This is a genomic window from Pseudomonas oryzihabitans, from assembly GCF_001518815.1.
GTDB lineage: Bacteria > Pseudomonadota > Gammaproteobacteria > Pseudomonadales > Pseudomonadaceae > Chryseomonas > Chryseomonas oryzihabitans_E.
Map to the genome: position 1 here is coordinate 2997577 of NZ_CP013987.1, position 26411 is coordinate 3023987.

General features: G+C 67.6%; 22 protein-coding genes and 1 pseudogene. 14 read left to right on the forward strand and 9 right to left on the reverse strand.

The window, feature by feature from the left end; translation table 11 throughout:
- The first annotated feature begins 51 nt into the window (after positions 1-51).
- Positions 52-1818 (forward strand): thiamine pyrophosphate-requiring protein, encoded by a 1767-nt coding sequence (locus APT59_RS13675; protein WP_059315357.1) that lies wholly within the window; start codon positions 52-54, stop codon positions 1816-1818.
- Between the two features lie 77 nt (positions 1819-1895).
- Positions 1896-2213 (forward strand): hypothetical protein, encoded by a 318-nt coding sequence (locus APT59_RS13680; protein WP_237140518.1) that lies wholly within the window; start codon positions 1896-1898, stop codon positions 2211-2213.
- Here the strand turns inward: APT59_RS13680 and APT59_RS13685 are convergent, their stop codons facing one another.
- From APT59_RS13685 to APT59_RS13695, 3 genes are read right to left on the reverse strand one after another with little or no spacing between them, the layout of a single operon-like run.
- On the reverse strand, positions 2214-3083 hold the full coding sequence (locus tag APT59_RS13685) for a rhomboid family intramembrane serine protease (RefSeq protein WP_059315359.1): 870 nt from the start codon (positions 3081-3083) through the stop codon (positions 2214-2216).
- Entirely contained in the window at positions 3080-4039 is a 960-nt protein-coding gene (locus tag APT59_RS13690; protein WP_059315360.1) for a metallophosphoesterase, read from the reverse strand. Before APT59_RS13690 ends, APT59_RS13685 begins: the two co-directional genes overlap by 4 nt.
- The gene (locus APT59_RS13695) at positions 4039-4923 is read right to left on the reverse strand and encodes an NAD(+) kinase (protein ID WP_059315361.1); all 885 of its coding nucleotides are present in this window, start codon (positions 4921-4923) and stop codon (positions 4039-4041) included. Before APT59_RS13695 ends, APT59_RS13690 begins: the two co-directional genes overlap by 1 nt.
- A gap of 40 nt (positions 4924-4963) precedes the next feature.
- On the opposite strand from APT59_RS13695, the gene APT59_RS13700 reads away from it, so the two are divergent.
- The gene (locus tag APT59_RS13700) at positions 4964-5944 is read left to right on the forward strand and encodes a DUF1853 family protein (RefSeq protein WP_082696357.1); all 981 of its coding nucleotides are present in this window, start codon (positions 4964-4966) and stop codon (positions 5942-5944) included.
- Here the strand turns inward: APT59_RS13700 and APT59_RS13705 are convergent.
- The 3 genes from APT59_RS13705 to APT59_RS13715 all read right to left on the reverse strand — a co-directional run bounded on the left by APT59_RS13705 (position 5917) and on the right by APT59_RS13715 (position 10538).
- Positions 5917-6840: a 1-aminocyclopropane-1-carboxylate deaminase/D-cysteine desulfhydrase gene (locus APT59_RS13705; RefSeq protein WP_059315362.1), complete on the reverse strand. Its 924-nt coding sequence runs from the start codon at positions 6838-6840 to the stop codon at positions 5917-5919. The genes APT59_RS13700 and APT59_RS13705 overlap by 28 nt on opposite strands.
- A gap of 17 nt (positions 6841-6857) precedes the next feature.
- A complete protein-coding gene (locus APT59_RS13710) occupies positions 6858-8171 on the reverse strand; it encodes a chromosome partitioning protein ParA (RefSeq protein WP_174523139.1) in 1314 nt (437 codons plus the stop codon).
- A 312-nt stretch (positions 8172-8483) separates the two neighbouring features.
- Positions 8484-10538, reverse strand: a complete 2055-nt coding sequence (locus APT59_RS13715) for an NADPH-dependent 2,4-dienoyl-CoA reductase (RefSeq protein WP_059315364.1) — start codon at positions 10536-10538, stop codon at positions 8484-8486.
- 196 nt (positions 10539-10734) lie between these two features.
- On the opposite strand from APT59_RS13715, the gene APT59_RS13720 reads away from it, so the two are divergent.
- From APT59_RS13720 to APT59_RS13735, 4 genes are read left to right on the forward strand one after another with little or no spacing between them, the layout of a single operon-like run.
- A complete protein-coding gene (locus APT59_RS13720; RefSeq protein ID WP_059315365.1) occupies positions 10735-11757 on the forward strand; it encodes a hypothetical protein in 1023 nt (340 codons plus the stop codon).
- Positions 11754-12797 (forward strand): AraC family transcriptional regulator, encoded by a 1044-nt coding sequence (locus APT59_RS13725; protein ID WP_059315366.1) that lies wholly within the window; start codon positions 11754-11756, stop codon positions 12795-12797. The genes APT59_RS13720 and APT59_RS13725 overlap by 4 nt, the downstream gene beginning before the upstream one ends.
- Before the next feature lie 48 nt (positions 12798-12845).
- Positions 12846-15377: a mechanosensitive ion channel domain-containing protein gene (locus tag APT59_RS13730; RefSeq protein ID WP_237140519.1), complete on the forward strand. Its 2532-nt coding sequence runs from the start codon at positions 12846-12848 to the stop codon at positions 15375-15377.
- Positions 15378-15382: 5 nt separating this feature from the next.
- Positions 15383-16123 carry an NUDIX hydrolase gene (locus APT59_RS13735; RefSeq protein WP_059315367.1) on the forward strand — a complete coding sequence of 247 codons (741 nt, stop codon included), beginning with the start codon at positions 15383-15385 and terminating at the stop codon, positions 16121-16123.
- On the opposite strand, the gene cysE is transcribed toward APT59_RS13735, so the two are convergent.
- From cysE to APT59_RS13750, 3 genes are read right to left on the reverse strand one after another with little or no spacing between them, the layout of a single operon-like run.
- Positions 16105-16893, reverse strand: a complete 789-nt coding sequence (cysE, locus tag APT59_RS13740) for a serine O-acetyltransferase (RefSeq protein WP_059315368.1) — start codon at positions 16891-16893, stop codon at positions 16105-16107. The genes APT59_RS13735 and cysE overlap by 19 nt on opposite strands.
- Positions 16894-16908: 15 nt before the next feature.
- A complete protein-coding gene (locus APT59_RS13745; RefSeq protein ID WP_059315369.1) occupies positions 16909-17475 on the reverse strand; it encodes a GNAT family N-acetyltransferase in 567 nt (188 codons plus the stop codon).
- A 9-nt stretch (positions 17476-17484) separates the two neighbouring features.
- A complete protein-coding gene (locus APT59_RS13750) occupies positions 17485-18027 on the reverse strand; it encodes a helix-turn-helix domain-containing protein (protein ID WP_059315370.1) in 543 nt (180 codons plus the stop codon).
- A gap of 649 nt (positions 18028-18676) precedes the next feature.
- Here APT59_RS13750 and APT59_RS13755 point away from each other — a divergent pair.
- The 7 genes and pseudogenes from APT59_RS13755 to cheB all read left to right on the forward strand — a co-directional run.
- A pseudogene (locus tag APT59_RS13755) lies at positions 18677-18853 on the forward strand (general stress protein); the annotation flags it as partial.
- A gap of 215 nt (positions 18854-19068) precedes the next feature.
- Positions 19069-20874, forward strand: a complete 1806-nt coding sequence (locus APT59_RS13760; RefSeq protein WP_059315372.1) for a methyl-accepting chemotaxis protein — start codon at positions 19069-19071, stop codon at positions 20872-20874.
- A gap of 2 nt (positions 20875-20876) precedes the next feature.
- Positions 20877-21332, forward strand: coding sequence for a chemotaxis protein CheW (locus APT59_RS13765; RefSeq protein ID WP_059315373.1), 456 nt, complete (start codon positions 20877-20879; stop codon positions 21330-21332).
- Positions 21329-22579, forward strand: coding sequence for a CheR family methyltransferase (locus APT59_RS13770; protein ID WP_059315374.1), 1251 nt, complete (start codon positions 21329-21331; stop codon positions 22577-22579). The genes APT59_RS13765 and APT59_RS13770 overlap by 4 nt, the downstream gene beginning before the upstream one ends.
- Positions 22576-23103, forward strand: a complete 528-nt coding sequence (locus APT59_RS13775; protein WP_059315375.1) for a chemotaxis protein CheW — start codon at positions 22576-22578, stop codon at positions 23101-23103. The genes APT59_RS13770 and APT59_RS13775 overlap by 4 nt, the downstream gene beginning before the upstream one ends.
- Positions 23100-25286: a hybrid sensor histidine kinase/response regulator gene (locus APT59_RS13780; protein WP_059315376.1), complete on the forward strand. Its 2187-nt coding sequence runs from the start codon at positions 23100-23102 to the stop codon at positions 25284-25286. The genes APT59_RS13775 and APT59_RS13780 overlap by 4 nt, the downstream gene beginning before the upstream one ends.
- Positions 25283-26320, forward strand: coding sequence for a chemotaxis-specific protein-glutamate methyltransferase CheB (cheB, locus tag APT59_RS13785; RefSeq protein WP_059315377.1), 1038 nt, complete (start codon positions 25283-25285; stop codon positions 26318-26320). The genes APT59_RS13780 and cheB overlap by 4 nt, the downstream gene beginning before the upstream one ends.
- Positions 26321-26411 lie beyond the last annotated feature (91 nt).

Below are 26411 nucleotides of genomic sequence, written 5' to 3' on the forward strand. Positions count from 1 at the left end.
TAACGTCCGGGCCCTTCTTCCTAAGCCTAGACCTTCAACGAGGAGAACGACATGAGCAAGACCGTAGCCGACCATCTCTGGGAACGTCTCGGCCAGTGGAACGTCGAGCGCATCTTTGGTTATCCCGGCGATGGCATCAACGGCATCATGGGCGCCCTGGGCCGGGTGGCCGACCAGTTCGACTATGTGCGGGTACGCCATGAAGAGATGGCCGCCTTCATGGCCTGTGCCCATGCCAAGTTCACCGGCGAGGTGGGCGTCTGCCTGGCCACCTCAGGCCCCGGCGCCATCCACCTGCTCAACGGCCTGTACGATGCCAAGATGGACCACATGCCGGTGGTTGCCCTGGTGGGCCAGCAGGCCGCCTCTTCGCTTGGCAGCGACTACCAGCAGGAAGTCGACCTGCATACCCTGTTCAAGGACGTCTCCGCCTATGTGGAGACGGTGGTGCACCCGGCGCAACTGCGACATGTCATCGACCGCGCCTTCCGCGTGGCCATCGCCGAGCGCCAGGTGGCCACGGTGATCATCCCCAACGACATCCAGCAGCTGCCGGCAGTGGAAAGCCCACCACACCAGCACGCCAATGTGCTGTCTGGCGCAGGGGCCATTCCACCCCGGCCCTATGCCCAGGAAGACGATCTGCAGTCTGCCGCCGATATCCTCAATGCCGGCAAGAAGGTCGCCATGCTGGTAGGCGCTGGCGCCCTGCAGGCACGTAGCGAGGTCATGGCGGTAGCGGAAAAGCTCAGCGCCGGGGTGGCCAAGGCGCTGCTGGGCAAGGGCGTGGTCTCCGACGAACTGCCCTACGTCACCGGCTCCATCGGCCTGCTCGGGACCGAGGCCAGCGATGTGCTGATGAAGGAATGCGACACCCTGCTGATCGTTGGCTCGACCTTTCCCTATACCGAATTCCTGCCCAAGGAAGGCCAGGCGCGGGCGGTACAGATCGATCTGCATGCGCGCAACATCAGCATGAGGTATCCCATCGAGCAGCCGCTGCTGGGCGATGCCGCGGAAACCCTGCGCCGACTGCTGCCGCTGCTGGAGAGCAAGCCCCACGATGGTTGGCGCACGCGCATCGAAAAGAGCGTCGCGGAATCCTGGCACTCGATCAAGCAGCGCGCCCTGGCGCCGGCTGATCCGATCAATCCGCAGCGGGTGTTCTTCGAGCTGTCCAGCCAGTTGCCACGCGACGCCATCCTTTGCGGCGACAGCGGCTCCCACACCAACTGGTACGCCCGCGACATCCGCATGAGCGGCCAGATGATGGGCTCGCTGTCGGGCAAGCTGGCGACCATGGGCTGCGGCATTCCCTACGCCATCGCCGCCAAGTTCGCCCACCCGGATCGCCCGGTGATCGCCCTGGTGGGTGATGGCGCCATGCAGATGAACGGCAACGCCGAGCTGGTTACCCTGCAGCAGTACTGGAAGAGATTCAGCAACCCGACCTTCATCGTCATGGTGCTCAACAATGGCGACCTCAACCAGGTGACCTGGGAGCAGCGCGCCCTGGCTGGTGATCCCAAGTTCGCGCCGGCCCAGGACGTGCTCGACTTCCCCTATGCGCGCTATGGCGAGCTGCTGGGCTTCAAGGGCCTGCGCATCCATCGACCGGACGAGGTGGCGGATGCCTGGCAGCAGGCCTTCGAGGCGGATCGCCCGGTCGTGCTGGAGTTCGTCACCGATCCCAGCGTGCCGCCGTTGCCGCCACATATCAGCTTCGAACAGGCGCGGGCCTTCCTTGGCTCCATCGCCAGCGGCGATCCGAACGGCTGGGACATGCTCAAGCAGGGTGCGCGGCAGTTGCTGCGCTAGCCCGGGCTTTTCAGGCTCGCCAAGGCACGTCGAGGCGTATAACCTCGGCGGCCTGATAAAAAGCCTGGGGTATGAGCATGCAGTTGCCCGAGCACGACCATTTCGATCCGCCGCCACTGCGCTTGCGGCGGCCCTTTCTGACCTCCCTGACCGCTGGCGTGGGGACGCTCTCCGCACTCACTGGCCTCGCCGCGTTGCTTGTCGGCACCGTGGCCTGGTTGCAGTTGCCGCAGGTGACGCCTTACCTGCCAATGGCACGCGAGACGGCCCAGGGTTTCCTGGGCGGGGGTATCCTGTCTTTGTTGATCGGGCTCTGGCTCCGCCGACGCAGCCAGCACCGTGGGCGCTATCGCAACGCCCTGAGCCTGGCCCCGGAACTCAAGCGGCGGCGCTGATCAGCGCTGGCGCAGACGCGCCAGCGCACCGCCCAGCAAGCCGGTAAGGCAGCCCAGCACCAGGCCGCCGACATGGGCGCCATTGGCGATGGAGCCGAAACCGAGCAGGTCGAAGACCCCGGTGAGGCAGATCAACAGCCAGATCAGCATCATGGCCACCACGCCGCGCGGCATGCGATAGGCCGGATTGGGTGACAGCCACTGGAACAGCCAGCAATGGCCGAGCAGGCCATAGAGCACGCCGGACAGGCCGCCGAACAGCGCCGGCCCGGTCCAGGCGTACTGCACGAGGTTGGAGCTGGTGGCGAAGACCAGGGTCAGGAGCAGCAGCATCAGGCCGCCCTGACGGAATTCGATGCGCCGGCCCAGTTCCCAGAACCAGAGGGCGTTCATCGCCAGGTGCAGCAGGCCGAAGTGCAGGAAGATCGGCGTGACCAGGCGCCACCATTGCCCTCGGGACAGGCTGACGTCGAGATCGAGAAAGGCGATGTGCTCGGCATCGATCAGGCGGAATTCCTGCAGCGTCAGGTAATGGATCAGCGCCAGGTTGTCGCCCAGTTCGGTGACCAGGCCCAGGACCAGGGTGACAATGAGGAAAACCGCGGAGACCGGGCTGGCCTTGAGCTGCGCCAGCAGGCCGAAGCCGCGTGGCCGACGGGTGATCTGGACTTCGCCCTGGGGATCGCCATCGGGATAGCGCTCATAGAGGCTGCGGGTTTCCTCGACGCGCAGAGGGTCCAGCACCCAGACCACCTGGCTGTCGCCCTCTTCCACCACGCGATGGCGGATCTGCAGCCGGCGCAGCAGGCGGGTGAAGCCCAGCAGATCGCGGCCCAGCGGCACGCGTAGCACGGGTTGCGGCTGGTTCATCGGCCCTCCTCGCGCTGCACGTCGATCCAGACGAACTTGTCCGGGTCGATCTGGCGCTCGTCATCGAGGCGATAGGCGACCAGCTTGCCGTACTTGACCGCGCTGTAGTCCAGACAGGCCAGGTTGGGCCGCAGGGGTTCGGGATGACCATCGCGCCAATAGTGACCGACGAACAGCAGCGGCTCACCTTCGCCATAGCAGAGCAGCCCGGCCTTTTCCTCGTCGCTCAGACGCTCACAGGCGATTTCCGCCGGCAAGGCATCGGGCTGGAAGACCACGTCGCCGTAGGTCTGGGGATCGCTCTCCCAGAACTTGGTGCGAAAGCGCGCTCGCACATAGCCATCGCTGCCGGTGAGGCGCAGACCATGGGGCAAGGGCAGTGACACACCGTTGAGCAGTCGCGAAGCGACCCGACTTGGCAGGCTGCCGGCGATGATGGACTGGCGCACGAAATCCTCGTCGATGCAGGCATCGGGATAGTGATGCAGGAATTCGTCGATCAGCGGCTGATCCCAGCAGGCGTGGACGATGCGGAAGTGGCCGAAGTCCTTGCACAGCGGCAGGGTGTACAGCCAGCGCAGGTGGTCCTGCCACTCCTGGGGATGATCGGCGAAGGCGGCCAGGGTCTCCTGGATCAGCTGGCGGTGCCGGGGCGTGTGTTCACGCACCCAGGTCTGGCCGGTACCGGGACTGGCCGGGGTGTGCCAGGCCAGGGCGTTGAGTTCGTGGTTGCCGAGGATGCAGTGGGCATGACCGCCCTCGACCATGGCGCGCACTCGGCGCAGGGAGCCGCGGATGCGCGGCCCGCGGTCGACCAGGTCGCCGAGAAAGATCGCCTGGCGCTCGGGATGCTGCCAGACGCCGTCCACCTGCCGGTAGTCGAGGCGCTCCAGCAGCAGGTCCAGGGTATGGGCGCAGCCATGGATGTCGCCGATCAGATCGTAGCCCAGGGGCATCAGTCGTCTCCCAGCCGACTGCCCCAGCCGAGCTTGGTCCGGCAGATCTCGTAGTAGTTGTGATCCAGCGGATGGATCAGCCTGAGCTTGTGGGGCTTCTTCTGAATGGTCACGGTATCGCCGGGTGCGCAGGTGAAATGATTCTGGCCATCACATGAGACCTGCGGATAGATCGTCATGTTCGGCGATACCAGGATCGACAGGGTGCTGTCGCCGGACACCACGATGGGCCGGCTGGACAGGGTGTGGGGGTACATGGGCACCACCACGATGGCATCCAGCTTGGGATGCATGATGGGGCCGCCGGCCGACAGCGAGTAGGCGGTGGAGCCGGTGGGCGTGGCGACGATCAGGCCATCGGCGCGCTGGCTGCAGACGAATTGCCCATCGATGTACAGCTCGAACTCGATCATCCGGGTGGACTTGCCGGGGTGCAGCACCACGTCGTTGAGCGCATCGCCCTGGCCGATCATCTCGCCGCCGCGCTCGACGAAGGCGTCGAGCAGAAAGCGCGTCTCCATCAGGTACTGGCCGTCGAGCACCTCGGCGACCTTGGTCTCCAGCTCGTCGGGACGGATGTCGGTGAGAAACCCCAGCTTGCCACGGTTGATGCCCAGCACCGGCACCCGTGGACGGACCAGGGCGCGGGCGGCGCCGAGCAGGCTGCCGTCGCCGCCGACCACGATCACCAGGTCGCAGATCTCGCCCATGAGCTTGCGCGACACCGTCTGCAGACCATGCCCGGGCAGCACCTCGGCAATGGTGTTTTCCAGGATGACGTTGCACCCGCGTTGCAGCAGAAAGGTCTTGAGCCGGCGGATGGTATCCAGCACCTGGGTGCTGCCGAGTCGACCGATGATGCCGATGTTACGAAAGGAGTCCATGACGCGCCGGCGGCCCCGTTGACTGGATTGGGCGGAAAGTATGGGCGAAAGCCCGTGGCAGCGGCAAACCGCCTCCATCCGACCACGGGTCGCCCGAGGTGATCCGCAGGGGCCTCGCCTGGCCTATGCTGGCACCATGACGCCCTTCGCCGAGCTGCACGCCCTGCCCCGCCGCCTGAGCCAGCCCCAGGTGCGTGCGCTCGCCTGGACCCTGGTCGCTCCGCCGCTGCTGACGACCACCGATACCCGTCATCCGCTGCGCGCCAGCGACTGGGCGCGCGAGCCGGCACGACTGGCCGACTGGCTGCGGCAACAGGACGCGGCGCCCGCCGAGCTGGCCGCATGGCTCGCCCAGGGCAGCGACCGCCGCCTGGGCCGGCAGTATGAAAGACTCTGGCAATTCGCCCTGGCGCGCGCACCTGGCGTACGGCTGCGCGCGGCCAACCTGCCCTTGCGCGAAGGCGAGCGCACCCTGGGTGAACTGGATCTCCTGGTGGAGGATGCCGAGGGCGTTCATCACCTGGAGCTGGCAGTGAAGTTCTACCTGGGTGAAGGCCCACCGGACGCGCCGCGCTGGTTGGGTCCCGGCGGCGAGGACCAGCTGGCGCGCAAGCTCGCCCATCTGCGCCAGCGCCAGCTGCCGCTGTCGGCCACGCCCCTGGCCCAGGCCAGTCTGGCGGCGCTGGACATAGCGCCCCCACGGGCAGCGCTGTGGATGGGTGGGTATCTGTTCCAGCCACTCGCCAATCCCCTCCCCTGGCCGACCGGCGCCCTGCCACCCCCACAGCCCCAGCTATGGTGCGAGCGAAGGCTGATGCCTGAGGGGCACTGGGAGGTGCTGCCCAAGGGACATTGGTTGGCGCCAGCGGTGGCCGACACCCCCTGCCTGCCGGTGCCGGAGGACGAACCGATCTGGCCGCAGCTGCTGGTGCGCCGCGACCTCGCGGGTGAGGAGGAAGCCCGCCTGTTCCTGGTGCCCGAAGGTTGGCCAACTCAGTCTGCCGCCAGCCTGGCCAGCTGAGCCTCCAGCGCACGGCGACCCTGGAGGCCGCCGCTGTGGATCAGCACCAGGCGACTGCCCGCCGCCACCGCGCCGCGCTCGATCTCCTGCCACAGGGCGAGCCAGAGCTTGCCGGTATAGAGCGGATCCAGAGGGATGCCCGTCTGGTCCTCGAACGCCGCCATGGCCCTGGCCAATTCGGCGTCGATCCGACCGAAGCCGCCGCGACTGGCATCCACCAGGCGCCAGTTCGAGGCGGCCTGCCCAGCCAGTAGCGTGTCGAGAGTGCCCTCGACGCCATGCCCGGGTGGCACCGCCAGGCCACCTACCACCCGCCAGCCGGCAGCGGCGGCGCGGATCACCCCGGCCAGGGTGGTGCCGGTGCCGGCGGCCAGCCAGAGTTGCTGGCAATCGGGCCAGCCCAGCACGGCGAGGCCCCGGCGCACGTCCGCGACGATTCCCGCGCAGGCCTGGGCGGCTCGCTCATCGCAACCGCCCTCGGGAATGGGCAGCAGGTGTGGATAGCGCACCTGCCAGGGCTGCCAGAAGTCGGCGTCGTGGCGACGACGATAACCACCATAGCCTAGCCAGTGCAGGGTCATGCCACTGTCCTGGAGATCCTGGACGGTAGGCGTCAGGCAGGCTTCGCCGCGCAAGAGGCCGACGGTCACGAAGCCCTCCTCCCGTCCAGCCGCCGCCAGGGCGTGCAAATGGTTGGAATGGGCGCCGCCCAGGCTGATCAGGCCACGGCCCTCACCCCGCGCCAGGCATTCGCGCCAGGGCCGCAGCTTGTAACCCTTGTTGCCGTTCTGGCCGGCCGGGCGCTGATCCAGGCGCAACACGGCGAGACGCAGGCCACGCGCGGCCAGGGGTGCAAGATGCACCTCCTGAAGCACGGCGGGTGAAGGACAGGTCATCGGAAGAGCCGTAGGGATCAGAGCGCGACCGCGTCGCCACCGCTGTCATCGCCGCGATGCTCGGCGCAACGGGTCGAGCGCAGGGGATCGAACTGGGCGGGATGCTCCACGCGGACCACTGGCCGGCCGCAGCGCTCGCCGTCCACCTCGGCCTGGCACACCGGCTGCTGGTGATGCTCCAGCCAGCGCTGGTACTGCTCCCGGCTGACCTTGCAGTGGTCGGCGACGAAACCCAGCGGATCGGCGCTGAAGCGCGGAACGTCCTGGCGGCTGAGGATGAGGTGCCCGGCACCCGGCTGGAAGGTGACGAAGAGGATGCCCTGGCGAGCCAGGCGCTCCAGCTGACCCTCGTTGCTGTCGCCGACCAGTTGGGCGCAGCGTTCGCGCAGCTGGCGGATGTCGTCCTGCAACTGGCCGTCCAGCTCGTCGCGGTACTTGAGCTCTACCTCGCGGATGGTCAGCTGGTTCTTCAGCTCGCCTACCGCGGCGGCTACCCGGGCCTCGCTTTCGGCCTCGGCCTGGATGCGCAGCGCCTCGATCTTGTAGAGGGCGTTTCTTTCCAGGGTGTGCATCTGTTCGTTGAGTTCTTCGCGCTGCTGACGAGCCAGCTCGTGCTGCTGCTCCAGGTGCTGGGCCAGGGCCGCGTAGCGCACCTCCAGCTCGGCCTTGGCGGTGCGCAACTCGTCGGCGTCGCGTTGCAGGCGCGCCAGGTCTTCCTGGTGCTGACGGGTCAGGGTGAGCAGGCGGGTGCGCTGGCCGGCGATCAGCTTGTCCAGCGCCTCCTGATGCTCCTGGGCGAGGATGCGGCGGACCCGTTCGAGACGGGCCTCGACGTCGATGCCGTCAGCGGCGCTGGGATGGTATTCGCCGGCCAGCTCGACCTCGCCATCGCGGGGCGCGACCAGCCCAAGGCAGTCACGGATCGCCTGCCAGTCGTCGTGTTCGGCATCGCTGCGTGGATCCCAGAGATCGCCCTGGTGCCAGGAAAGGGGACATTGGCTGCGGCTGGCCAGCCGGATTGGTCCGGCGCCCAGATCGGGACCAACGCCGCCGCGCTCGGCCAGCTCCCCCAGCGGCAGGTCCCATTCCGGCAGCGGACTGCCCTGGGCATCGAAGGCCAGCAGAAAGAACACCGCGGCCTTGACCCGGCGATGGTCATCCAGCAGCAGATAGACGAAGCGATGGCGCCGTCCGGCACAGTCGAGCAGTCCCTGCTCGCCCTGCCAGAGCGCCTGGAAATCGGGAAACAACAGGGCGCGGTTCACGCCCTGGTCGCCGAACCCCAGCACCACCGGGGTCAGTACCGCCTCTTCGTTCAACGTCTCTGCCATCTGTAGCCGCGTGCTCTGTCGATCCCACATGAATTCCGAGGCTGGCGCCAGGTGCCCGCTTGGGCATGGGCATGCCAGGGTCGAAGCGACCGGACAGGCCCCTACCGCCAACCTCCAGGCGACGACGCGCTCGTGCTGCGTCCCGCCCGACGTCTCCGAAACGCCAGGCCCCCACCCGGCGCATCAGGACGGCAGCTTAGCCAATCCTGGTCGACGGGATGGAAGAGAGACCGGACATTGGGACGAGGGTCGGCCCAGAGAAGATGTTATGCGGAGCGCGTCACAGAAATCATCCCTGATTGCAACGAAGAGTTACAGCTGAGCGGCAAGTCGGGTGGCCTGGTCGATGGCGCGCTTGGCATCGAGCTCGGCCGCGACATCCGCGCCACCAACCCGGTGCACCGCCATGCCAGCGCCAACCAGCTCGTCTTCCAGCTCACGCAGGGATTCCTGACCGGCGCAGAGCACCACGTTATCCACCTCAAGCAGCTGCTCGGTGCCATCGGGCAGGCGCAGGTGCAGGCCGGCATCGTCGATGCGCAGATACTCCACGCCGCCCACCGCCTGGACGCCGCGCTGCTGTAGCCGCGCGCGATGGATCCAGCCGGTGGTCTTGCCGAGGCCCTTGCCGGGCTTGCCGGGCTTGCGCTGCAACAGCCAGACCTCACGCGGCACTGCCGGCGGCGCGGCCGGGGCCAGGCCACCGCGGTTGCTGAAGCTGGGATCTATGCCCCACTCCTGGTAGAAGGCGGTGATGGGGTCGGCGTCCTGGTGCCCATGGGTAAGGAAATCCGCCACGTCGAAGCCGATGCCGCCGGCACCGATCAGGGCCACCCGCCGCCCTACCGGCTTGCGTTCCAGCAGCACGTCCAGATAGCCCAGCACCTTGGGATGGTCGACGCCGGGGATGGGTGGAACGCGCGGGGTCACCCCGGTGGCCAGCAGCACGGCCTCGAAGTCACCGGCTTGCAGCTCGGCGGCGGTGACCCGGTGATTGAGACGGATTTCGACGCCGAGCCGCTCCAGGCGGCGCTGGAAATACCTCAGGGTCTCGCCGAACTCCTCCTTGCCGGGGATGCGCTTGGCGACATTGAACTGGCCTCCAATGCGCTCGCTTGACTCGAACAGCACCACGCCATGGCCCCGCTCGGCCAGGGTGCAGGCGGCGGCCAGGCCAGCCGGTCCGGCACCGACCACGGCGAAGGTGCGAGGCTGAGCCGTGGGCAGGATCTGCAATTCGGTTTCGTGGCAGGCACGCGGATTGACCAGGCAGCTGGTCAGCTTGCCGGCGAAGGTATGGTCCAGGCAGGCCTGGTTGCAGGCGATGCAGGTATTGATCTCGTCGGCCCGGCCGGCGGCGGCCTTGGCGACGAACTCAGGATCGGCCAGCAGCGGGCGCGCCATGGACACCAGGTCGGCCTGGCCGGCGGCAAGGATGGCCTCGGCCACCTCCGGGGTATTGATGCGGTTGGTGGCGATCAGCGGCACCCTGACGTGGCCCTTGAGCTGGGCGGTGACCGCAGCGAAGGCACCACGCGGCACCAGGGTCGCGATGGTGGGAATGCGCGCCTCGTGCCAGCCGATACCGGTATTGATCAGGCTCACCCCGGCGGCCTCCAGCCAGCGCGCCAGCTGCAGGCATTCCTCGGGCGTGCTGCCCTGCTCCACCAGATCCAGCAGCGAGAGGCGGAAGATGATGAGGAAGTCCGGACCGGTGGCCGCACGGATGCCCTCGACGATGGCCAGCGCCAGGCGGCAGCGACTGGCGAAATCGCCACCCCAGCGATCCGTGCGGTGGTTGGTCCGTGCGGCGATGAACTGGTTGATGAAATAGCCTTCGGAGCCCATCACCTCGACGCCATCGTAGCCGGCCTGCTGCGCCAGCTGGGCACACCGGATGAAGGCGGCGATCTGCGCCTCGACCTCGGCATCCTGCAACTCACGCGGGGTGAAGGGATTGATCGGCGCCTGCAACGCCGAGGGCGCCACCAGCAGTGGGTTATAGGCATAGCGACCGGCATGCAGGATCTGCAGGCAGATGCGACCACCCGCGGCGTGTACGGCCTCGGTCACCGGGCGGTGGTGCTCGGCTTCCTCGGCGGTGGTCAGCTTGGCCGCGCCCTTGGCCACGGCGCCTTCCTCATTGGGCGCGATGCCACCGGTGACGATCAGGCCCACGCCACCGCGGGCCCGCTCGGCGAAAAAGGCCGCCATTCGTGCGAAACCACCCGGCCGCTCTTCCAGCCCGGTATGCATGGAGCCCATCACCACGCGATTGCGCAACGTGATCGCTCCCACTGGCAGGGGTTCGAGCAGATGCGGATAGCTGTTCACAGGGGTGGTATTACGAGGGGCAAGCTCAATCATGGCGGTCTCCGGTCATTGGCCTTTCTAGGAAAGCCTGGCGCCACGATAGGAGCAGCAGGGCCGGGCCTCAATCACCAGAAATGACAACCTCTTTACCCAAATGCACAGCCACCCCTTGGCAGTGACGGCGCGGTCTCCTACCCTGAGCACCTTTATTCCGCCCGGCCAAGGGGGCCGGGACCGCTCTGGAGTGCCGATGCGCAAGCTCGTGTTCCTGGTGCTGATCGCCCTGTTCGCCGTGCTGGCGGGCTGGGTGGCCCAGCGGCCAGCCTTCCATTACCTGTCTGATCTGCGCAGCAGCCTGGCGGTGGATCTGACCACCACGCCGGCCGCGGCTGCCACCGGCAACCTGCTGGGAATCGAACCCGAGCTGGTGGCCTTGGACTATGGCAATCCCGAGCGGCTGCGTCTCAAGCTCGACGCCTACCTGGCCAATGCCCGCCGGCTGGGCCTGATCGGCGCCCAGACCATCGTGGTGCTGCCCGAGCACCTGGGCACGCCCCTGGCGCTGATGGGCGAAAAGCCCGAGGTCTACGCCGCCGCTCAGAGCAAGGAAGCCATCGAATGGCTGGTCCTGGGCAACCCGCTGCGGGTCGCCCGGGCCTGGTTCCAGAGCGCAGGGGATCGCCGCCTGGCCGATAGCTTGCTGCGCATGAAGGCCTGGGACATGGCGAGTGCCTATCAGCAGCTCTTCGCCGGCCTCGCCCGCGAGTACGGCGTCACCCTGGTGGCCGGCTCCATCGTCCTGCCCGGTCCGGCGCTAGTCGACGGCGAATTGCAGGTGGGCAGCGGACCGCTACGCAATGTCACCCTTGTGTTTGGCCCTGATGGCAAACCACTGGGCGAGCCGCTGGTGCGACCGCTGACGGCCAGCGAGGTAGGCGATGACCTCAGTCCGCCGCTGCTGCGGCTGGATACGCCGCTGGGCCGCCTGGGCGTCATCCAGGGTAGTGATACCGGACGCACTGGCGTGCTGGACGCCCCCCAGGTCGATCTACTGGCCATTCCCGCCCTTGCCTCGGAGGCCACCCCGGCACCCGCGCCCTTCGATCCTCAGCGTCTGCGCGCCGCCGGTATCCGCGCCGCGCTGGAAGTTCACCTGCGGGGACGCCTCTGGGAATGGCAGGCCAGCGGCCCCAGTCAGGCCTTCACGCCGGACGGAGAATCGGCGACCGACCCCGCCCGCAGCGGCAGCAAGCTGCTCAATCTGCGGCTATGAGCGCACCCGCGCTGCGCCTGGGCGACCTCTCCACCGGTTTCGTGCTGGCGCTGGCCGCCGCGGTGGCCACTCGCGGGGCGGACGCCACGGGTCTGCTCGATCGCTTTGGCCTGACGGCGGCGCGGCTGGCCGAACCCGGTGGACGGCTGTCGATCCCCCACTACATGCGTCTTGGTCATGCCGCCCTGGAGCTGACCGGCGATCCGGCGCTGGGTCTGGCCATGGGCCAGGCGATGCGTCCGGCCTTCCTCGGGCTCGCGGGGGTGACGGTGGCCCAGGCACCGGATGTCCGCCATGCCGCGGAAACGCTGCTGGCGCTGGAGCCGCTCTATGGCCGTAACTACCGTGGCCAGTCGCGCTATGCGGCCCAGGGGCGCGACGCCTGGCTGCACTTCTATAGCATCAGCCCCTACAACGCCTACAACAGCTTCGTGGTCGACGTGGTGCTCAGCGCCTGGCTGGCGTTGCTGGGCACCGTGGCCGGTGGTCCCCTGCAGCCCCGCCGTGTGCTCATCGAATACCCGGCGCCGGCGGACCTGGCGCCCTACGAGGCCGCCTTCGGTTGCCCGGTGGAATTCGGCGCCGCCGAGAACGCCCTCTTGCTCGACGCCCGCGCCCTGAGCCTGACCGGCCCCGAGCACTGCCCCGCCACCTGGCGCCAGTTGCTGGCGCTTAGCGAAGCCGAGCGTGCCCGCCTGACGCGTACCCGTGGCCTCAGCGAGCGGGTGATCGAGGTCATGGGGCCCTTGCTGCGCCATGGCGAGCCGACCCTGGAGCAGATCGCCGTACGGTTGCGCCTGCCCTCCTGGACCCTCAGGCGCAAGCTCGCCGAGGAAGGCACCCAGTACCGCACCCTGCTCAATCTCACCCGCCGCGACCTGGCGTTGGCCTATATCCGCGATACCGAGGCCAGTTTCGGCGAGATCGCCTATCTCCTGGGTTTTGCCTCGCCGGCTGCCTTCCAGCGCGCGTTCAAGCGCTGGACCGAGCAGACGCCCGGCGACTGGCGCCGCCTGCAGCGGCAGACGATCGCAGGTTGAAGGGAGCATAGGCGGCGATAGAAGGTCCTAACTGGCTGACTCCTGGCCATGACCGCTGCCCTGCCCATGCCGACTCTCCTGCTCTCCCTGTTGCTGCTGTTCCTCGCCCTACCCCTGCGGGCTGCCGAAACCCCTGCCAACGCCCCTGCCGGACTCGACCCGCAGCAGGCGCGCCAGGTCGCGGCCCTGTTGCAGGATCCGCAACGTCGCCAGGAGCTGATCCTGACGCTTCAGGCCATCGCCAGCCAGCCGGCGAGCGCCAGCGGAACGCCTGCCGCCGCGGCGCCGGCCACGGCGGCTGCCCCAGCCCCCGCTCCGGCAGCCAGCGAGGAAAAGGCGCTGGTACCCCTGGAGGCCAACGGCCTTATCGCCCAGACGCTCAATCGCGTCGGTCGCTGGGCCGACCACCTGGGCGCCGAGCTGAATCAGGTGCAGCGGGCGATACGCACCTTGCCGGACTGGTCACGTGCCAGCTTTACCTCCGAAGCGGGCCGCCGCGCCCTGTTGCAGGCCCTGCTGACCCTTGGCACCCTTTTCGCCGCCGGCCTGCTCGGCGAATGGCTGGTGCACCGGCTACTCCAACGCCCGCGGCAAAACCTGCAGCGTCATGCCGATCAGGCCGACAGCCACGCTCGGCACCAGGCCCAGCAGGCGGCCACTCAGCAGCCTTCCCCCGCTGCCACCGCCGCCGATGAAGAAGCCGCTACCCGTCCAGCCGAATCTGCCGTGGCGCTGGTCAAGATCCAGCGCGATGGGGTGGACCAGCTGGAAGAGGTGCCCATCGCGCCAGCCGACAGCGCCGCGCCGCCACAGAGCGAGCCTGTCGCCGAGTCCGCCAGCCCCGACGCCAGCGCTGCCGCGCGCGCCCGGCCCAGCGCCGAGGAACACTGGACCACGCTGCGTCACCTGCCCTTCGCCCTGGGCCTGCTGCTGCTGGAACTGCTACCGCTGCTGGTGTTCTGGACGGTCGCGGCACTGCTCATCCACTACCTGGTGGGGACGGACGCCAGCCAGCGCGAACTGGTCGGAGGCTTCATCGGTGCCTATCTCACCACCCGCCTCGCGCTGATCGTCGTCCGCCTGTTGATCGATCCCGCCGCCCACGGCATCCGCCTGCTCAAGGTACGGACGGGACTGGCCTGCACGCTGCTGCGCTGGCTGCATGCCTTCGTCGCCCTGGTCACCTTTGGCCTGGCGCTGGCGCAGGCGGCGGACATCCTCGGCGCCAGCGAGGCTGGGCGCGAAGCCATCGTCAAACTGGTTTCGCTGCTCGCGCATCTGCTGGTGGTCGGCCTGATCTTTCACGTCCGCCGACCGGTGGCCATGCGCATCGCCGGGCGCCAGGACGGCAATGGCGCCCTGACCGTGCTGCGCGCCTGGCTGGGTCAGGTGTGGGCCCTGTTCGCCGCGGTCTTCGTGCTGGGCGGCTGGACCATGTGGGCGCTCGACATCGAAGACGGCCTGCCACGGCTGATGAATTTCGTCGCCCTTTCGGCCGGCATCGTCATCCTTGGCCGCCTGGCGGCGGTTTTCCTGCTCGGCCTGCTCGGCCGCCTGTTCCAGCCTGCGCCGAGCGAAGGCGCCAGCAGCATCGATCTGCACCTGCAGCGCTACTATCCGCTGGCCCGCTGGCTGGTGGGGGTGATCGTCACCCTGGTCACGGTCCTGGCGCTGTTCCAGTCCTGGGGCTGGAGCGTGCTGGACTGGTTCGGTGACGGCAGCATCGGGCGCAGCCTGCTGTCCGCCTTCCTCACCATCCTCATTGCCGCCATCATCGCCGTGGTGGTCTGGGAAGGCGCCAATGTCACGGTGAATCGGCGCCTAAGCAGCTGGACCGAGCGTGGTGACACGGTACGCGCGGCCCGTCTGCGCACCCTGCTGCCCATGTTGCGCACCGGCCTGTTCATCCTGGTCGCACTCATCGTCGGCCTGACCGCCCTGAGCGAACTGGGCATCAACACCACGCCCCTGCTGGCCAGCGCCAGCATCATCGGCGTGGCCCTGGGCTTCGGCTCGCAGAAGCTGGTGCAGGACTTCATCACCGGCATCTTTCTGCTGCTGGAAAATGCCATGCAGGTCGGCGACTGGGTCACCGTGGCCGGGGTCTCGGGCACCGTGGAATACCTGTCGATTCGCACCGTGCGCCTGCGCGCCGGGGACGGCTCCCTGCACATCGTGCCCTTCAGCTCGGTGTCGGCGGTCAACAACATCAACCGCGGCCTGGGCAACGCCGCCTTGCGCATCAGCGTGGGCTACGCCGAAGACATCGAGCGTGCCATCGCCGAACTCAAGGATATCGGTGCCGGCATGCGCGCCGACGACGCCTTCAAGGACCTGATCCTCGCCGATCTGGAAATCTGGGGCGTGGATGCCGTCGATGGCTCCATGGTGACCATCGCCGGCCAGATGAGATGCATCGACAAGGGCCGCTGGGGTGTGCAGCGCGAACTCAACCGCCGCATCCTCGAACGCTTCCGCGAGCGCGGCATCGAGATCGCCAACCCGCGTGCCAGCCTGTTGCTGCCCAGCGAAGCCGGTATCGTACCCTCCACGCCCATCCAGCCACGTCCCGCGGAGTAGACCTCGTGCAGTTTCGCCAAGATGCCTTCAATGGCCTGATCATCGACGCCGCCTCGCTGCCCACCACCCGCGAGGCCTTCGCCCCAGCCCTGGCGGAGCTGCTCGACGGGGCCCGGCGCGAAGGTCGCAACCTGATCTGGCTGACCCTGCCCCTGGCCCTGGGCGAACTGGTCGGCGTGGCGACCGCTGCCGGCTTCGTCTTTCACAACTGTCTCGAACAGGAACTGACCCTGGTCTGGCGCGGCACGCCCACGGCCTTCGCGCCCTTCGTGCCGACCCACAGCCTGGGTGTGGGCGGACTGGTACTGAACGGCCACGGCGAACTCCTGGCGATCCGCGAACGCGGCAGCCAGGGCTACAAGCTACCGGGTGGCCACGTCGAGCTGGGTGAGGACCTGGGTCCTGCGGTGATCCGCGAGGTCTGGGAAGAAACCGGCATCCACAGCGCCTTTCGCAGCATCGCCGGCCTGGTGACCACCCATCCCTACCGTTTCGGCAAGTCCAATCTCTATGTGGTCTGCCGCCTCGACCCGCTGGATGTCGACATCGCCATCCAGGATCCCGAGGAGATTGAGGACGCCCGCTGGCTACCGCTGCCCGACTACCTGGCCGATCCGGGCAACAGCGCCTTCAATCGCGAGCTGGTGCGCAGCCTGGTCCAGGCCGAGGGCCTGCTGCCCAGCGCCCTGAACAGCGAGCGCTATCCCAAGGCAGAAGTCTTTCTGGCTCAGCCGTCGAAGGACTGATCCATGCTCTCGGCCGGATGGGCGTCGCGCGGGCGGCCCACCGGCCGGGCGGGAATGCCCACCACCGTGGTATGGGGCGCCACGGGGCGCAGCACCACGCTGTTGGCACCGATCTTGGCGCCTTCGCCGATCTCCAGATTGCCAAGGATCTTGACCCCGGCGCCGATCATCACGCCGCGACGCACCTTGGGATGACGATCGCCCTGCTCCTTGCCGGTACCGCCCAGGGTCACCTGCTGCAGGATGGACACTTCATCCTCCACCACCGCGGTCTCACCAATGACGATGCCGGTGCCGTGGTCGAGCATGATGCCGCAGCCCAGCCGTGCGGCCGGGTGGATGTCGATGGCCAGCAGGCGATTGCAGCGCGCCTGCAGGTGCAGCGCCAGCAGACGCTCGTCGTGGGCCCAGAGGGCATGTCCCAGGCGATGGGCCTGCAGCGCCAGGAAGCCCTTAGAAAAGAGAAATATCTCCAGCAGGCTGGCATAGGCCGGATCCCGTGCCAGCACCGCCTCTAGGTCCGCGCAGGCGGACGCGACCAGCGCCGGACGCTCGGCATGCAGGGCGGCGAAGCGCTGGGCGAGTCGGTCGGCCTGTTGCGGATCTTCGGCCAGGGCCTCGGCGCAGCGCCGGCCTAGGGCCGCAGCCAGGTCCTCCGGTTCGAGCAGCGCACGCGTCAGCCCAGCGGCCAGGGCAGGCGCCTCACGGCACCCGGCCTCGGCCTGGGCGCGCAGGAGTTGCCAGAGTTGGGTAGCGGAGCGAAGGCGCATGGCGAGGGGTGTCTTTCAGCGAGGGGCGCCAAGCTTAGCGGGCCTGGCGGACAGCGTCTTGTACATCAGGGTGGTGCTGTCACGGCGCTCGGGTTGCCGGGCATCCAGGGCGTAGCCAGGAATCCTGCCGACCACCTGATAGCCGAGGGACAGATAGAGCGGCTCGGCATGGTCATCACTGCGGGTATCCAGGGTCAGCAACTCACGCCTCTGGGCCTGGGCGGCCGCTTCCACCGCCTGCATCAGCCGACGGGCCAGGCCCTGCCGGCGGTACGCCGGATGCACCAGCAGCTTGACCACTTCCGCGCGGTGCGGCTGATTGGCCGGGGTATCCAGCACCAGTTGCACGCTGCCGACCACACGCCCGGCCTGGAGGGCGGCGAACAGCAGGCGATCGCCGCGGGCCAGGCCCGGCGCGACTCCTTCGGTCCAGAAGCGATGATTCACGGCGTCGGTGAGCGGCAGGATGAAGCCGATGCTCGCCCCCTCCAGCACACAGGCGGCCAGCAGCTGCTGGAATTCGTCCAGGTGCGCCTTGAGGTCGGCGACCTCCAGCCGTTCGATGCGACAAGCAGTGGTCATGGCAGCTCCTCAGATCATGAACAAGAGATAGCGAGCGCCGGCAGCGCCGCTGAGAAAACGACTGCTGCCCCACAGGCGATAGCGCAGGCAATCGCCACTGCTCAGCCGATAGGGCTGCTCCTCGATCCAGAGCTGCAACTCGCCCTCCAGCATCAGCAGATGGTGTTCGAGGCCTGGTCGAGGGGAGGCCTCATAGCGGATATCGACGCCGGGGCCCAACTGACTCTCGATCACCTCACCCGCCAGCGCCTGGGCCGGCGGTGACACGGAGCGGCGGCTAAAGGCCTGCGCGGGATCCGTCCAGACCTGCTGGGCCTGGCGCTGGACCTGTGCCGGAAAAGACTGCTCCACGCTATGCAGCAGGCGCGTCAGGGTCAGGCCGTAGGCCGAACAGAGCTGGCCAAGCACCGCCGTCGTCGGGCTGACCTCGGCATTTTCCAGCCGTGACAGGGTTGCGCGACTCACTCCGCTGAGGGTCGCCAGCTGTTCGAGTGACAGACCACTTTCGAGGCGCAAGGCCTTGAGTCTGAGTGCCAGGCGTTCATCGAGCATCGTCCACCTCCCATTTTCGGGATTTTTTCTCACAAAAGAGAAAATCGAGCAACCCGTTTTTTGGGAAACTTGCTATCCAGTCTATAACTATCGCATTAAACTTTATCGGAAAACCCTTCAACCCCTGGCTATCATATTAGGGACCCGGCGTCCGTTAATAAGGCAACCAGAGGCTCTGGAAAGAGTGCCTGAACAATTTTGCTTATTGAGAGGCCACTAAACCACCGCGCTAAATACGGAACCTTGGAATGACATCTTCCATGTCCAAAAAGAACGCGACGGCAGAATAGACGTCTCAGTTATTGACCGCGCCGGACACCAGCCTGGGCGCGCCTTTCTGCGATCTATTTCAAAAAATGTCGGCACTCCAGGGTTATTGCCCAGACATTGGCAGTAAAACCGCTGAAATCCTTTACAACCCCTGTACAACTTTCTTTTCAGGGGCTCTAGCCCGGCCAGTAGAAACTCAAGCCTTGTATTCAAATTAAACGTCGTCCAATAAAACGCCCTCCTATCAGCCTGCTCGAACTCGCTCGTTAAACTCCTACTCTCAATAAGCGAACCGCCTGGCCTTTGGGGGGCACGGCGCTCGACTCGTGAGTAACCTGAAGTGGGAGAAGTTCTTATGGCTAACAAGAGCAGCAATCCAGGCAACTTCGCCAACAATCGCGAACGTGCCGCCGATGCCGGACGCAAGGGTGGACGAGCCAGTGGTGGAAACTTCGCCAACAATCCCGCGCGAGCCTCTGAAGCCGGGCGCAAGGGTGGCCAGAACAGCCACGGTACCCGTAAGACCGAGGCTGAAAGCGACGCTGTCTCCTCCTGACAACCGCCCATCGGGCCGGCAGCCGCCTGGTAGTCGCTACCCTTGGCAGGCTGCCCTTGGCGTTGAGCCTGGGCACCCCTCCGCCCCACTTTACTCAGCCTGTCCAGAACTGAGCTTCAACTCACATAAATGTATGGCCGTGCTACTTTTAGCGGACAGCCCGAGTGGCCCGCAGGGCTCACTCCCCCAGCCCTCGTCCGCCAGCACCGGTGCCCATGCTCAACAACATTCGCATCCAGAACAAACTCTTCGCCGGCTTCGCCGCCATCATTGCCCTGGTGGTCCTGCTGCTCTGGTTGACCTATGCGTCGTTGCAGAGCCTGGTCGATGCCAATCGCTGGGACCGGCATACCGCCGAGGTACTGCTGTCCGTCACGGCGCTGGACAACAACCTCCTCGAAGCCCGTGCCAAGGTGCGCAACTACTGGTATTCCGGAGCCGCCGCCGACGCCGAGGTTGCCCGCCAGGCGCTGCCTCTGCTGATGGCAGCGGTGCGCGTGCCCCAGCGGCTGACCCAGGACAATCCCGAGCAACAGCAGCGCCTCGCGCGGCTGACCGCGGATCTCGACAGTTGGCGGCAACAGACTTTCGAACCCCTGCTGCGGCTGCGTGACACCGGCAATCTCTCTCCAGCGCAGTTGGCCAACGAGCCGCTGATCACCGCCTTGATCAGCCAGGTCGCAGCCATGCGCCAGCAGATCCAGAGCATCGCCGATGACGAGCGCCACCTGTCCGCCCAGCGCGCCGACCATACCGAAGAGGTACGTAGCCAGCTGACCTGGACCCTGGTCGCGGGCGGCTCCTTCTGCGTACTGTTGGCCGCGCTCATCGCCTGGTTGCTCTCCCATCACCTGCTGCGCTCGATTCGTGCCCTGACCGACACGGTGGCACGGATCTCCGCGGGCGAAAGCAGCGCCCGGGTGAAGGTGCAGGGCCGGGACGAACTGGGCCAGGTAGGGCTGGCCTTCAATCAGATGGCCCAGCAGATCCAGGACGACCATGCCCGCGAGCAGGCATTGATGCAGCGTCTGCGTGCTGACGTCGACGACCTGCTCGGGGTGGTCAACAAGGCCGCAGCGGGAGACCTCACCGGGCGCACCGCGGTCAGTGGCGACGATGCCATCGGCCAACTGGCCCGCGGCCTGGGCAAGATGATCGAGGACCTGCGCGGCATGATCGCCAAGGTCCAGCGCGCCGGCATCCAGGTGACCTCTTCCACGACGGAAATTGCCGCGTCCTCGCGCCAGCAGGAAGCCACCAGCATCGAACAGGCCCAGACCAGCGTGGAGGTGCTGAGCACCACACGGGAAATCGCCGCCAACGCCAATGCCCTGGTCCGCACCATGGAAGAAGCCGTGCAGGTGGCGGACGAGACCACCAATGGCGCGGTACAGGCGCGCACCAGCCTGACGAGCATGGATGGCACCATGCAGCGCATGGTGGCGGCGACCGACTCCATCAACGCCAAGCTCGCCGCCCTGTCGGAGAAATCCAGCCACATCAACAAGGTGCTGACCACCATCACCAAAGTGGCCGACCAGACCAATCTGCTGTCGCTCAACGCCGCCATCGAGGCGGAAAAGGCCGGTGAGGCGGGTCGCGGCTTCTCGGTGGTGGCGACCGAGATCCGCCGCCTGTCGGACCAGACCACCGCCGCGACCGACGATATCGAGCAGATGCTCAAGGACATGAATTCCGCGGTATCCGCCAGCGTCATGGGCATGGACAAGTTCTCCGAGGAAATCCGCCGCAGCGTGCAGGAAGTGGCAAGCGTCAGCGATCAGCTGGCCGAGGTGATCGAAGACGTACAGAAATTGCCGGCGCGCTTCGACATCGTCCTGGAAGGCATGCAGTCCCAGGCGATAGGCGCTGGCCAGATCGCCGAGACCATCACCCAGCTCAACGACAGCACCCAGCAGACCACCGAGGCGCTCAAGGCCACCAGTGAGGCCGTCCAGTATCTCCAGCAGGCGGCGCAGGACCTGCAGAGCAGCGTCGCTACCTTCTCGGTCACCCGTTGAGCATGCAGATCCTGGTCTTTCAACTGGCCGATACCGCCGCGGCCCTGCCCACGGCGGTCATCCGCCAGGTGCTGCCCTTTCTCCAGCTCTCCCGGTTTCCCGCCGCGCCGCCCGGGGTCGCCGGCCTGATGAACCTGCACGGTGAAGCGATCCCGGTGGTGGACGTCGCCGCCATGAGCGGTGCCCCGGGCGCTCGGGCGCGGCAGGACACGCGCATCCTGCTGGTGGACTATCCCCTGCCCACCAGTGGCCATCGGCCGCTCGGCCTGGTGGTGGAAGGCGTCGCTGGCGTACACCGGATCAGCGCCACCTCGCGGCGTCCGGCCGGTATCCGCCTGCCCGACTATCCCTGGCTCGGCGACGTGCTGGAAACACCCGAAGGCCTCTGGTTGTGGCTGGACCTGGACCGGCTGCTCTCGCCGGCCCTGGCCGCCCTGCTGTTCCAGGAGGCCGCGTGACGCTCGATCCCCGTCTTGCCCCCCTGGTGCGGGCGCGCACCGGCCTGGCCATCGCCGACGACATGCTGGCCCGCGCCATCCGCCAGCGGCTGCGCGAGCGCCAGGAAAACGACGCGGAGTCCTATGTCGCGCGTATCCTCGAAGACGAGGCCGAATTCGCCGATCTGCTGGACCTGCTGGTCATTCCCGAGACCTGGTTCTTTCGCGATCCCCAGGCGATCGCCCACGCCGCCCGCTTTGCCCAGGAGCGCCATGCCCGGACCGGTTTGCCGGTACGCCTGCTCAGCCTGCCCTGCTCCACCGGCGAAGAGCCCTACACCCTGGCGATGGCCCTGTTCGATACCGGGCTGCCAGCCACCGCGTTCCAGGTCACTGCGGTGGATATCAACGAACCGTCGCTGGAGCGTGCCCGCCGTGGGCTCTATGGGCGCAACTCCTTTCGCGCGCGGGATCTCGCCTTTCGCGAGCGCTACTTCGACCCCGAAGGCGATCGCCACCGCCTGGCCGAGGCGGTGCGCAACCAGGTGCGCTTTCGCCAGGGCAATATCCTTCAGCTGGGCAGCCTGCGCGACGGCGCCGCCTTCGACGTGGTGCTCTGCCGCAATCTGCTGATCTACTTCGATGACCAGACCCAGGGCCGTGCGCTTAGCCACCTGGCCGCGCTGATGCACGACGACGGCCTGCTCTGCGTTGGCAGTTCGGAAATGGTGAGCGCCATGCGCCATGGCTTCGCCAGCCTGGGCGTCGCCCACGCCTCGGCGCTGATCAAGCGGCAGGCGGCCACGCCCGAGCTGGTGCGGTCTCCAGCCACGGTGCCGGCGCCTCGCCGCAAGACCACCACCCGCTCGCCCTGGCCCAGCCACCCGCTGCCTGCGCGCCTGCGGTCCAGAAGCGCGCCAGCGTCCGAGCCGGCCGCGCCCGTCGCCCCCCAACGCCCGGCACTGGAGGAGGCCCAGCGCCTCGCCGATGCGGGGCGCGGCGCCGAAGCCGAAGCCCTGCTGCGCCGCCTGTTGGAGGCAGACCGCGGCCAGGCGGGCGCCCACTTCCTGCTGGCGCTCATCCTGCCCGACGACCGCGCCGCCGAGGCCGAGCGGGCGCTGCGCCAGGCACTCTATCTGGAGCCCGGCCACTATCCGGCGCTCTGTCGCCTGGCGTTGATCTGCGAAAGAGCCGGTCGCCTGGACGAAGCCGGTCGCCTGCGCGAACGCGCCGCCCGCATCCAGACCCGCGGAGGTGAGGACGCATGAGTCTGACGCGCGACCTCACCTCTGCGGAGCGCCTCGACTGGGCCGAACGCTATGCCCAGCCACCGGATGATCGTCAGGCCCGCTCGGCCAGCGCCCTGGTCTTCCGCCTCGGTGCGGAATGGCTGGGTCTGCCCGGCAGTTGCCTGGTCACGGCCAGCGAACCCACCGTGGCGCACCGCATCCCCCACCGACGCTCGCCGCTGCTGCGCGGCATCGTGCCGGTGCGCGGCCAGCTGCATCCCTGTATCGCCCTGGATCTCCTCTTGGCGGTGGCCCCGGCAGGCCAGACCGGCGGCTTTCCACGCCTGTTGCTGCTGCGCGTCGGTCGCCGTGACTGGGCCGTGCAGGTGGACGAGGTCCTGGGCCTGCAGCGCTATGCGCCGAGCGACGTGCAGCCGCCGCCGGCCACCTTGGGCGGCGAACTGCTCAGCTATCTCGGCGGCGTCTATCGCGAAGGTCCGCATCAGGTCGGCCTGATCGATCTGGCGCGGCTGGAGCGGGCCCTGGAAGAGGCGCTGCGATGAGCCAGCCACCGCGCGATGTGCGCGAGATGTCGCTCTATGATCTCTTCGCCAGCGAGGTGCAGAGTCATCTGCAGGCGCTGGATGCCGGCCTGCTGCGGCTGGAGCGTGATCCCACCGATACCTCGGTGATCGAACCCATGATGCGTGCGGCCCATTCCATCAAGGGCGCGGCGCGTATCGTCGACCTGGACGGACTGGTCGAACTCACCCACGCCATGGAGGATTGTCTGGTGGCGGTGCAGACCGGGCGCCGTCAGCTCGGCGCCGGGGATCTGGATCAGCTGTTTCGCTGCGTCGATTTCCTCGGCGAGGTCAGCCGCCTGGACGAAGCCGCCAGCCAGCGCTGGCAGGTCGAACAGCGCGATGCCCAGCGCGCACTGGCGCAAGCCCTCAGCGCCGGTGACAGCGCCCCGGCCTCGCCCGCCCCGGTGGTCCCGCGCGATCCGCCGCCCGCACCGACCGCGCCGGAAGAACCCGCTGCCGACGCCGAACGCACTCGTGACCTTCTGCGGGTCGATAGCGGCCGCTTCAACCAGATTCTCGCCCTGACCAGCGAGGCCCGCGTGATGGGCCTTGGGCTGCACGGCCTGGTCCAGGGTTTCCAGGGTTATCGCGGGGAGCTGCAGGGCCTGTTCGGTCAGGCATCGGCGGCCAGCAGCGAACTGCGCCAGCGCCAGGAGAGCCTGCTCGATCGCTATCAGCAGCAGCTGCAGGCCCTGGAAGCCTATGAACGACGCCTGCTGGGAGTCTGCCAGGGCCTGCTGGACGAGGTGCTCGGGGTACGGATGCGCCCGCTGCGCGACGCGGTCCAGGGTTTTCCCCGCTTGGTACGGGATCTGGCCCGCGGCCTGGACAAGGAAGCGGTGCTGCAGGTGGACGGCGCCGATACCCTGATCGACCGCGAGGTGCTCACGCGCCTGGAGAGTCCGCTCAACCATCTGTTGCGCAATGCCGTGGACCACGGTCTGGAGTTACCTGCCGAACGCCGCGCCCTGGGCAAGCCCGACTGCGGTCAGATCCGTCTCGAGGCCCGCCATGTCGCCGGCCGCCTGCAGGTCAGCCTGCACGACGATGGTCGCGGCCTGGACCTGGAGCGCATTCGCGCCGCGGTCATCGCCCGGCGGCTGAGTCCACCCCAGGTCGCCGCCGAGTTGAGCCCGGCCGAACTGCTGGAATTCCTGCTGCTGCCAGGCTTCAGCCTCAAGGAAACGGTTACCGAGTTGTCCGGGCGCGGCGTGGGGCTCGACGTGGTAGCCGACGCCATCCGCGCCCTGGATGGCGAGGTGCGCCTGGAAACCCGTCCCGGTGAAGGCTTCAGCACCCATCTGCTGGTGCCGGTCAGCCGCTCCATCGTCCGCGCCCTCATCGTCGACATTGCCGGCGAGGCCTATGCCCTGCCGGTCAATCGCATCGAACGAGTGCTGCGCCTGGAAGCGGCCGAGGTCCATTCGCTGGAGGGCAAGGCCTTCTTCCTGCTGGGCGACGATCGCCTGGGCCTGGTCGCCGCCCACCAGCTGCTGGAACTGGAGGGCGCTCCGCCCAGCGGTGATCTGGCGGTGCTAGTGATCGGCGGCGGCGAGCGGCGTTATGGCCTGGTGGTGGATCGCCTGCGTGGCGAGCAGGGCCTGGCGCTCAAGCCGCTCGACGAGATCTTCGGCAAGCTGCGCTCGGTCACCGCGGGCGCCCTGCTCGACGATGGCAGCCCGGTGCTCCTGCTGGACGTCGCCGACCTGCTGACGGGTATCGAGCGTCTGCTCGGCGAAGGCCGCCTGCGCCAGGTGCAGGGTGGTACCGTCGCCGCCAGTCGCCGAGTCAAGCGAATCCTGGTGGTGGACGATTCCCTTACCGTGCGCGAGATGGAGCGCAAGCTGCTGGAAGGCCAGGGTTACGAGGTAGAGGTCGCGGTCGATGGCATGGACGGCTGGAACGCGGTGCGCGCCGGCGAATTCGACATGCTGCTGTCGGACATCGACATGCCGCGCATGAACGGCATCGAACTGGTGGAGCTGGTACGCCGCGATCCGCGGCTGCATGCCCTGCCGGTCATGATCGTGTCCTACAAGGACCGTCCGGAGGATCGGCTCAAGGGCATGCAGGCTGGTGCCGACTACTATCTGACCAAGGGCAGTTTCCACGACGACGCCCTCATCACCGCCGTGCAGGACCTCATCGGAGCGCCATGAGAATCGCCATCGTCAACGATCTGCTGCTGGCCACCGAAGCCCTGCGCCGCCTGCTGGCGAGCGACGGGCGCCATACGGTCGCCTGGATCGCCCACGACGGCGAGGAAGCCGTGGCACGCTGCGCCGAAGACCGCCCCGACCTCATCCTCATGGATCTGCAGATGCCGCGTCTGGATGGCATCGAGGCGACGCGCCGGATCATGGCCCGATCGCCTTGCGCCATCCTCATGGTGACCGCCACCCCCGACGATTGCGAAGGGGTGTTTCGCGCCATGGGCGCGGGCGCCCTGGACGTGACCGCCACCCCGGCACTGAGCGGCGGCGCCGATGGCGGCGCCCTGCTGCGCAAGATCGCCCGGATCGAGCCGCTGGTGCGCCTGCCAGAGCGCGCCGCCCGCCCCGCGCCCTTCACCGCGCCGGCGCCCGCCGGCACGGTTTCCTCACCCACGGACACCCTGGTCGCCATCGGTGCCTCCACCGGCGGCCCGGCGGCCCTGGTGAGTCTGTTCGACGCCTGGACGCCAACGCCCCAGGCGAGTGTGGTGCTGGTGCAGCACATCGACCGGCGCTTCGCCCCCAGCTTCATTGGCTGGCTCGGTACGCAACTCGCCTGGCCGGTCACGGCGGCCATGCCCGGCGCCCTGCCGCAGCCTGGCCAGGTCTGCGTGGCCCTGGGCGATGACCACCTGCTGCTGGACGAACAGGGACGCTTCGCCTACACCGCCGAACCGCTCGACTATCCCTATCGTCCCTCGGTGGATGTGTTCTTCACCCACCTCGCCAGCCACCCGCTAAGGTCGGGCAAGGCGCTGGGTATCCTGCTGACCGGCATGGGACGCGACGGTGCCAGCGGCCTCTATGCCCTGCGCCAGAGCGGCTCTCCGACGCTGGCCCAGGATGAAGCCAGTTGCGCCGTATACGGCATGCCCGCGGCTGCGGTTAGAATGGGCGCCGCGGAGCGCGTCCTCAGCCCCACCCAGATCGGTGCCTGGCTGCAAAGGCGCTTCGGCGCAGGCTCACGGAGCTCGACATGACAGGTCGCCAACAGGAGCGTTGGACGATGCAGCGGCAGGGACTGGCCAAGATGAGACTCGGGACGCCCGACCCCGCTCGCAGAAGGACTCG

What these genes read in the sequence shown, in the direction of transcription:
- APT59_RS13675 (WP_059315357.1), top strand. Translation starts at nt 52, where the DNA reads ATGAGCAAGACCGTAGCCGACCATCTCTGGGAACGTCTCGGCCAGTGG.
- APT59_RS13720 (WP_059315365.1), top strand. Translation starts at nt 10,735, where the DNA reads ATGCGCAAGCTCGTGTTCCTGGTGCTGATCGCCCTGTTCGCCGTGCTG.
- APT59_RS13690 (WP_059315360.1), bottom strand. Translation starts at nt 4,039, where the DNA reads ATGCCCCTGGGCTACGATCTGATCGGCGACATCCATGGCTGCGCCCAT.
- APT59_RS13680 (WP_237140518.1), top strand. Translation starts at nt 1,896, where the DNA reads ATGCAGTTGCCCGAGCACGACCATTTCGATCCGCCGCCACTGCGCTTG.
- APT59_RS13775 (WP_059315375.1), top strand. Translation starts at nt 22,576, where the DNA reads ATGAGTCTGACGCGCGACCTCACCTCTGCGGAGCGCCTCGACTGGGCC.
- APT59_RS13705 (WP_059315362.1), bottom strand. Translation starts at nt 6,840, where the DNA reads ATGACCTGTCCTTCACCCGCCGTGCTTCAGGAGGTGCATCTTGCACCC.
- APT59_RS13765 (WP_059315373.1), top strand. Translation starts at nt 20,877, where the DNA reads ATGCAGATCCTGGTCTTTCAACTGGCCGATACCGCCGCGGCCCTGCCC.
- APT59_RS13730 (WP_237140519.1), top strand. Translation starts at nt 12,846, where the DNA reads ATGACCGCTGCCCTGCCCATGCCGACTCTCCTGCTCTCCCTGTTGCTG.
- APT59_RS13695 (WP_059315361.1), bottom strand. Translation starts at nt 4,923, where the DNA reads ATGGACTCCTTTCGTAACATCGGCATCATCGGTCGACTCGGCAGCACC.
- APT59_RS13750 (WP_059315370.1), bottom strand. Translation starts at nt 18,027, where the DNA reads ATGCTCGATGAACGCCTGGCACTCAGACTCAAGGCCTTGCGCCTCGAA.
- APT59_RS13745 (WP_059315369.1), bottom strand. Translation starts at nt 17,475, where the DNA reads ATGACCACTGCTTGTCGCATCGAACGGCTGGAGGTCGCCGACCTCAAG.
- cysE (WP_059315368.1), bottom strand. Translation starts at nt 16,893, where the DNA reads ATGCGCCTTCGCTCCGCTACCCAACTCTGGCAACTCCTGCGCGCCCAG.
- APT59_RS13700 (WP_082696357.1), top strand. Translation starts at nt 4,964, where the DNA reads ATGGGCGAAAGCCCGTGGCAGCGGCAAACCGCCTCCATCCGACCACGG.
- APT59_RS13725 (WP_059315366.1), top strand. Translation starts at nt 11,754, where the DNA reads ATGAGCGCACCCGCGCTGCGCCTGGGCGACCTCTCCACCGGTTTCGTG.
- APT59_RS13685 (WP_059315359.1), bottom strand. Translation starts at nt 3,083, where the DNA reads ATGAACCAGCCGCAACCCGTGCTACGCGTGCCGCTGGGCCGCGATCTG.
- APT59_RS13710 (WP_174523139.1), bottom strand. Translation starts at nt 8,171, where the DNA reads ATGGCAGAGACGTTGAACGAAGAGGCGGTACTGACCCCGGTGGTGCTG.
- APT59_RS13760 (WP_059315372.1), top strand. Translation starts at nt 19,069, where the DNA reads ATGCTCAACAACATTCGCATCCAGAACAAACTCTTCGCCGGCTTCGCC.
- APT59_RS13715 (WP_059315364.1), bottom strand. Translation starts at nt 10,538, where the DNA reads ATGATTGAGCTTGCCCCTCGTAATACCACCCCTGTGAACAGCTATCCG.
- APT59_RS13780 (WP_059315376.1), top strand. Translation starts at nt 23,100, where the DNA reads ATGAGCCAGCCACCGCGCGATGTGCGCGAGATGTCGCTCTATGATCTC.
- cheB (WP_059315377.1), top strand. Translation starts at nt 25,283, where the DNA reads ATGAGAATCGCCATCGTCAACGATCTGCTGCTGGCCACCGAAGCCCTG.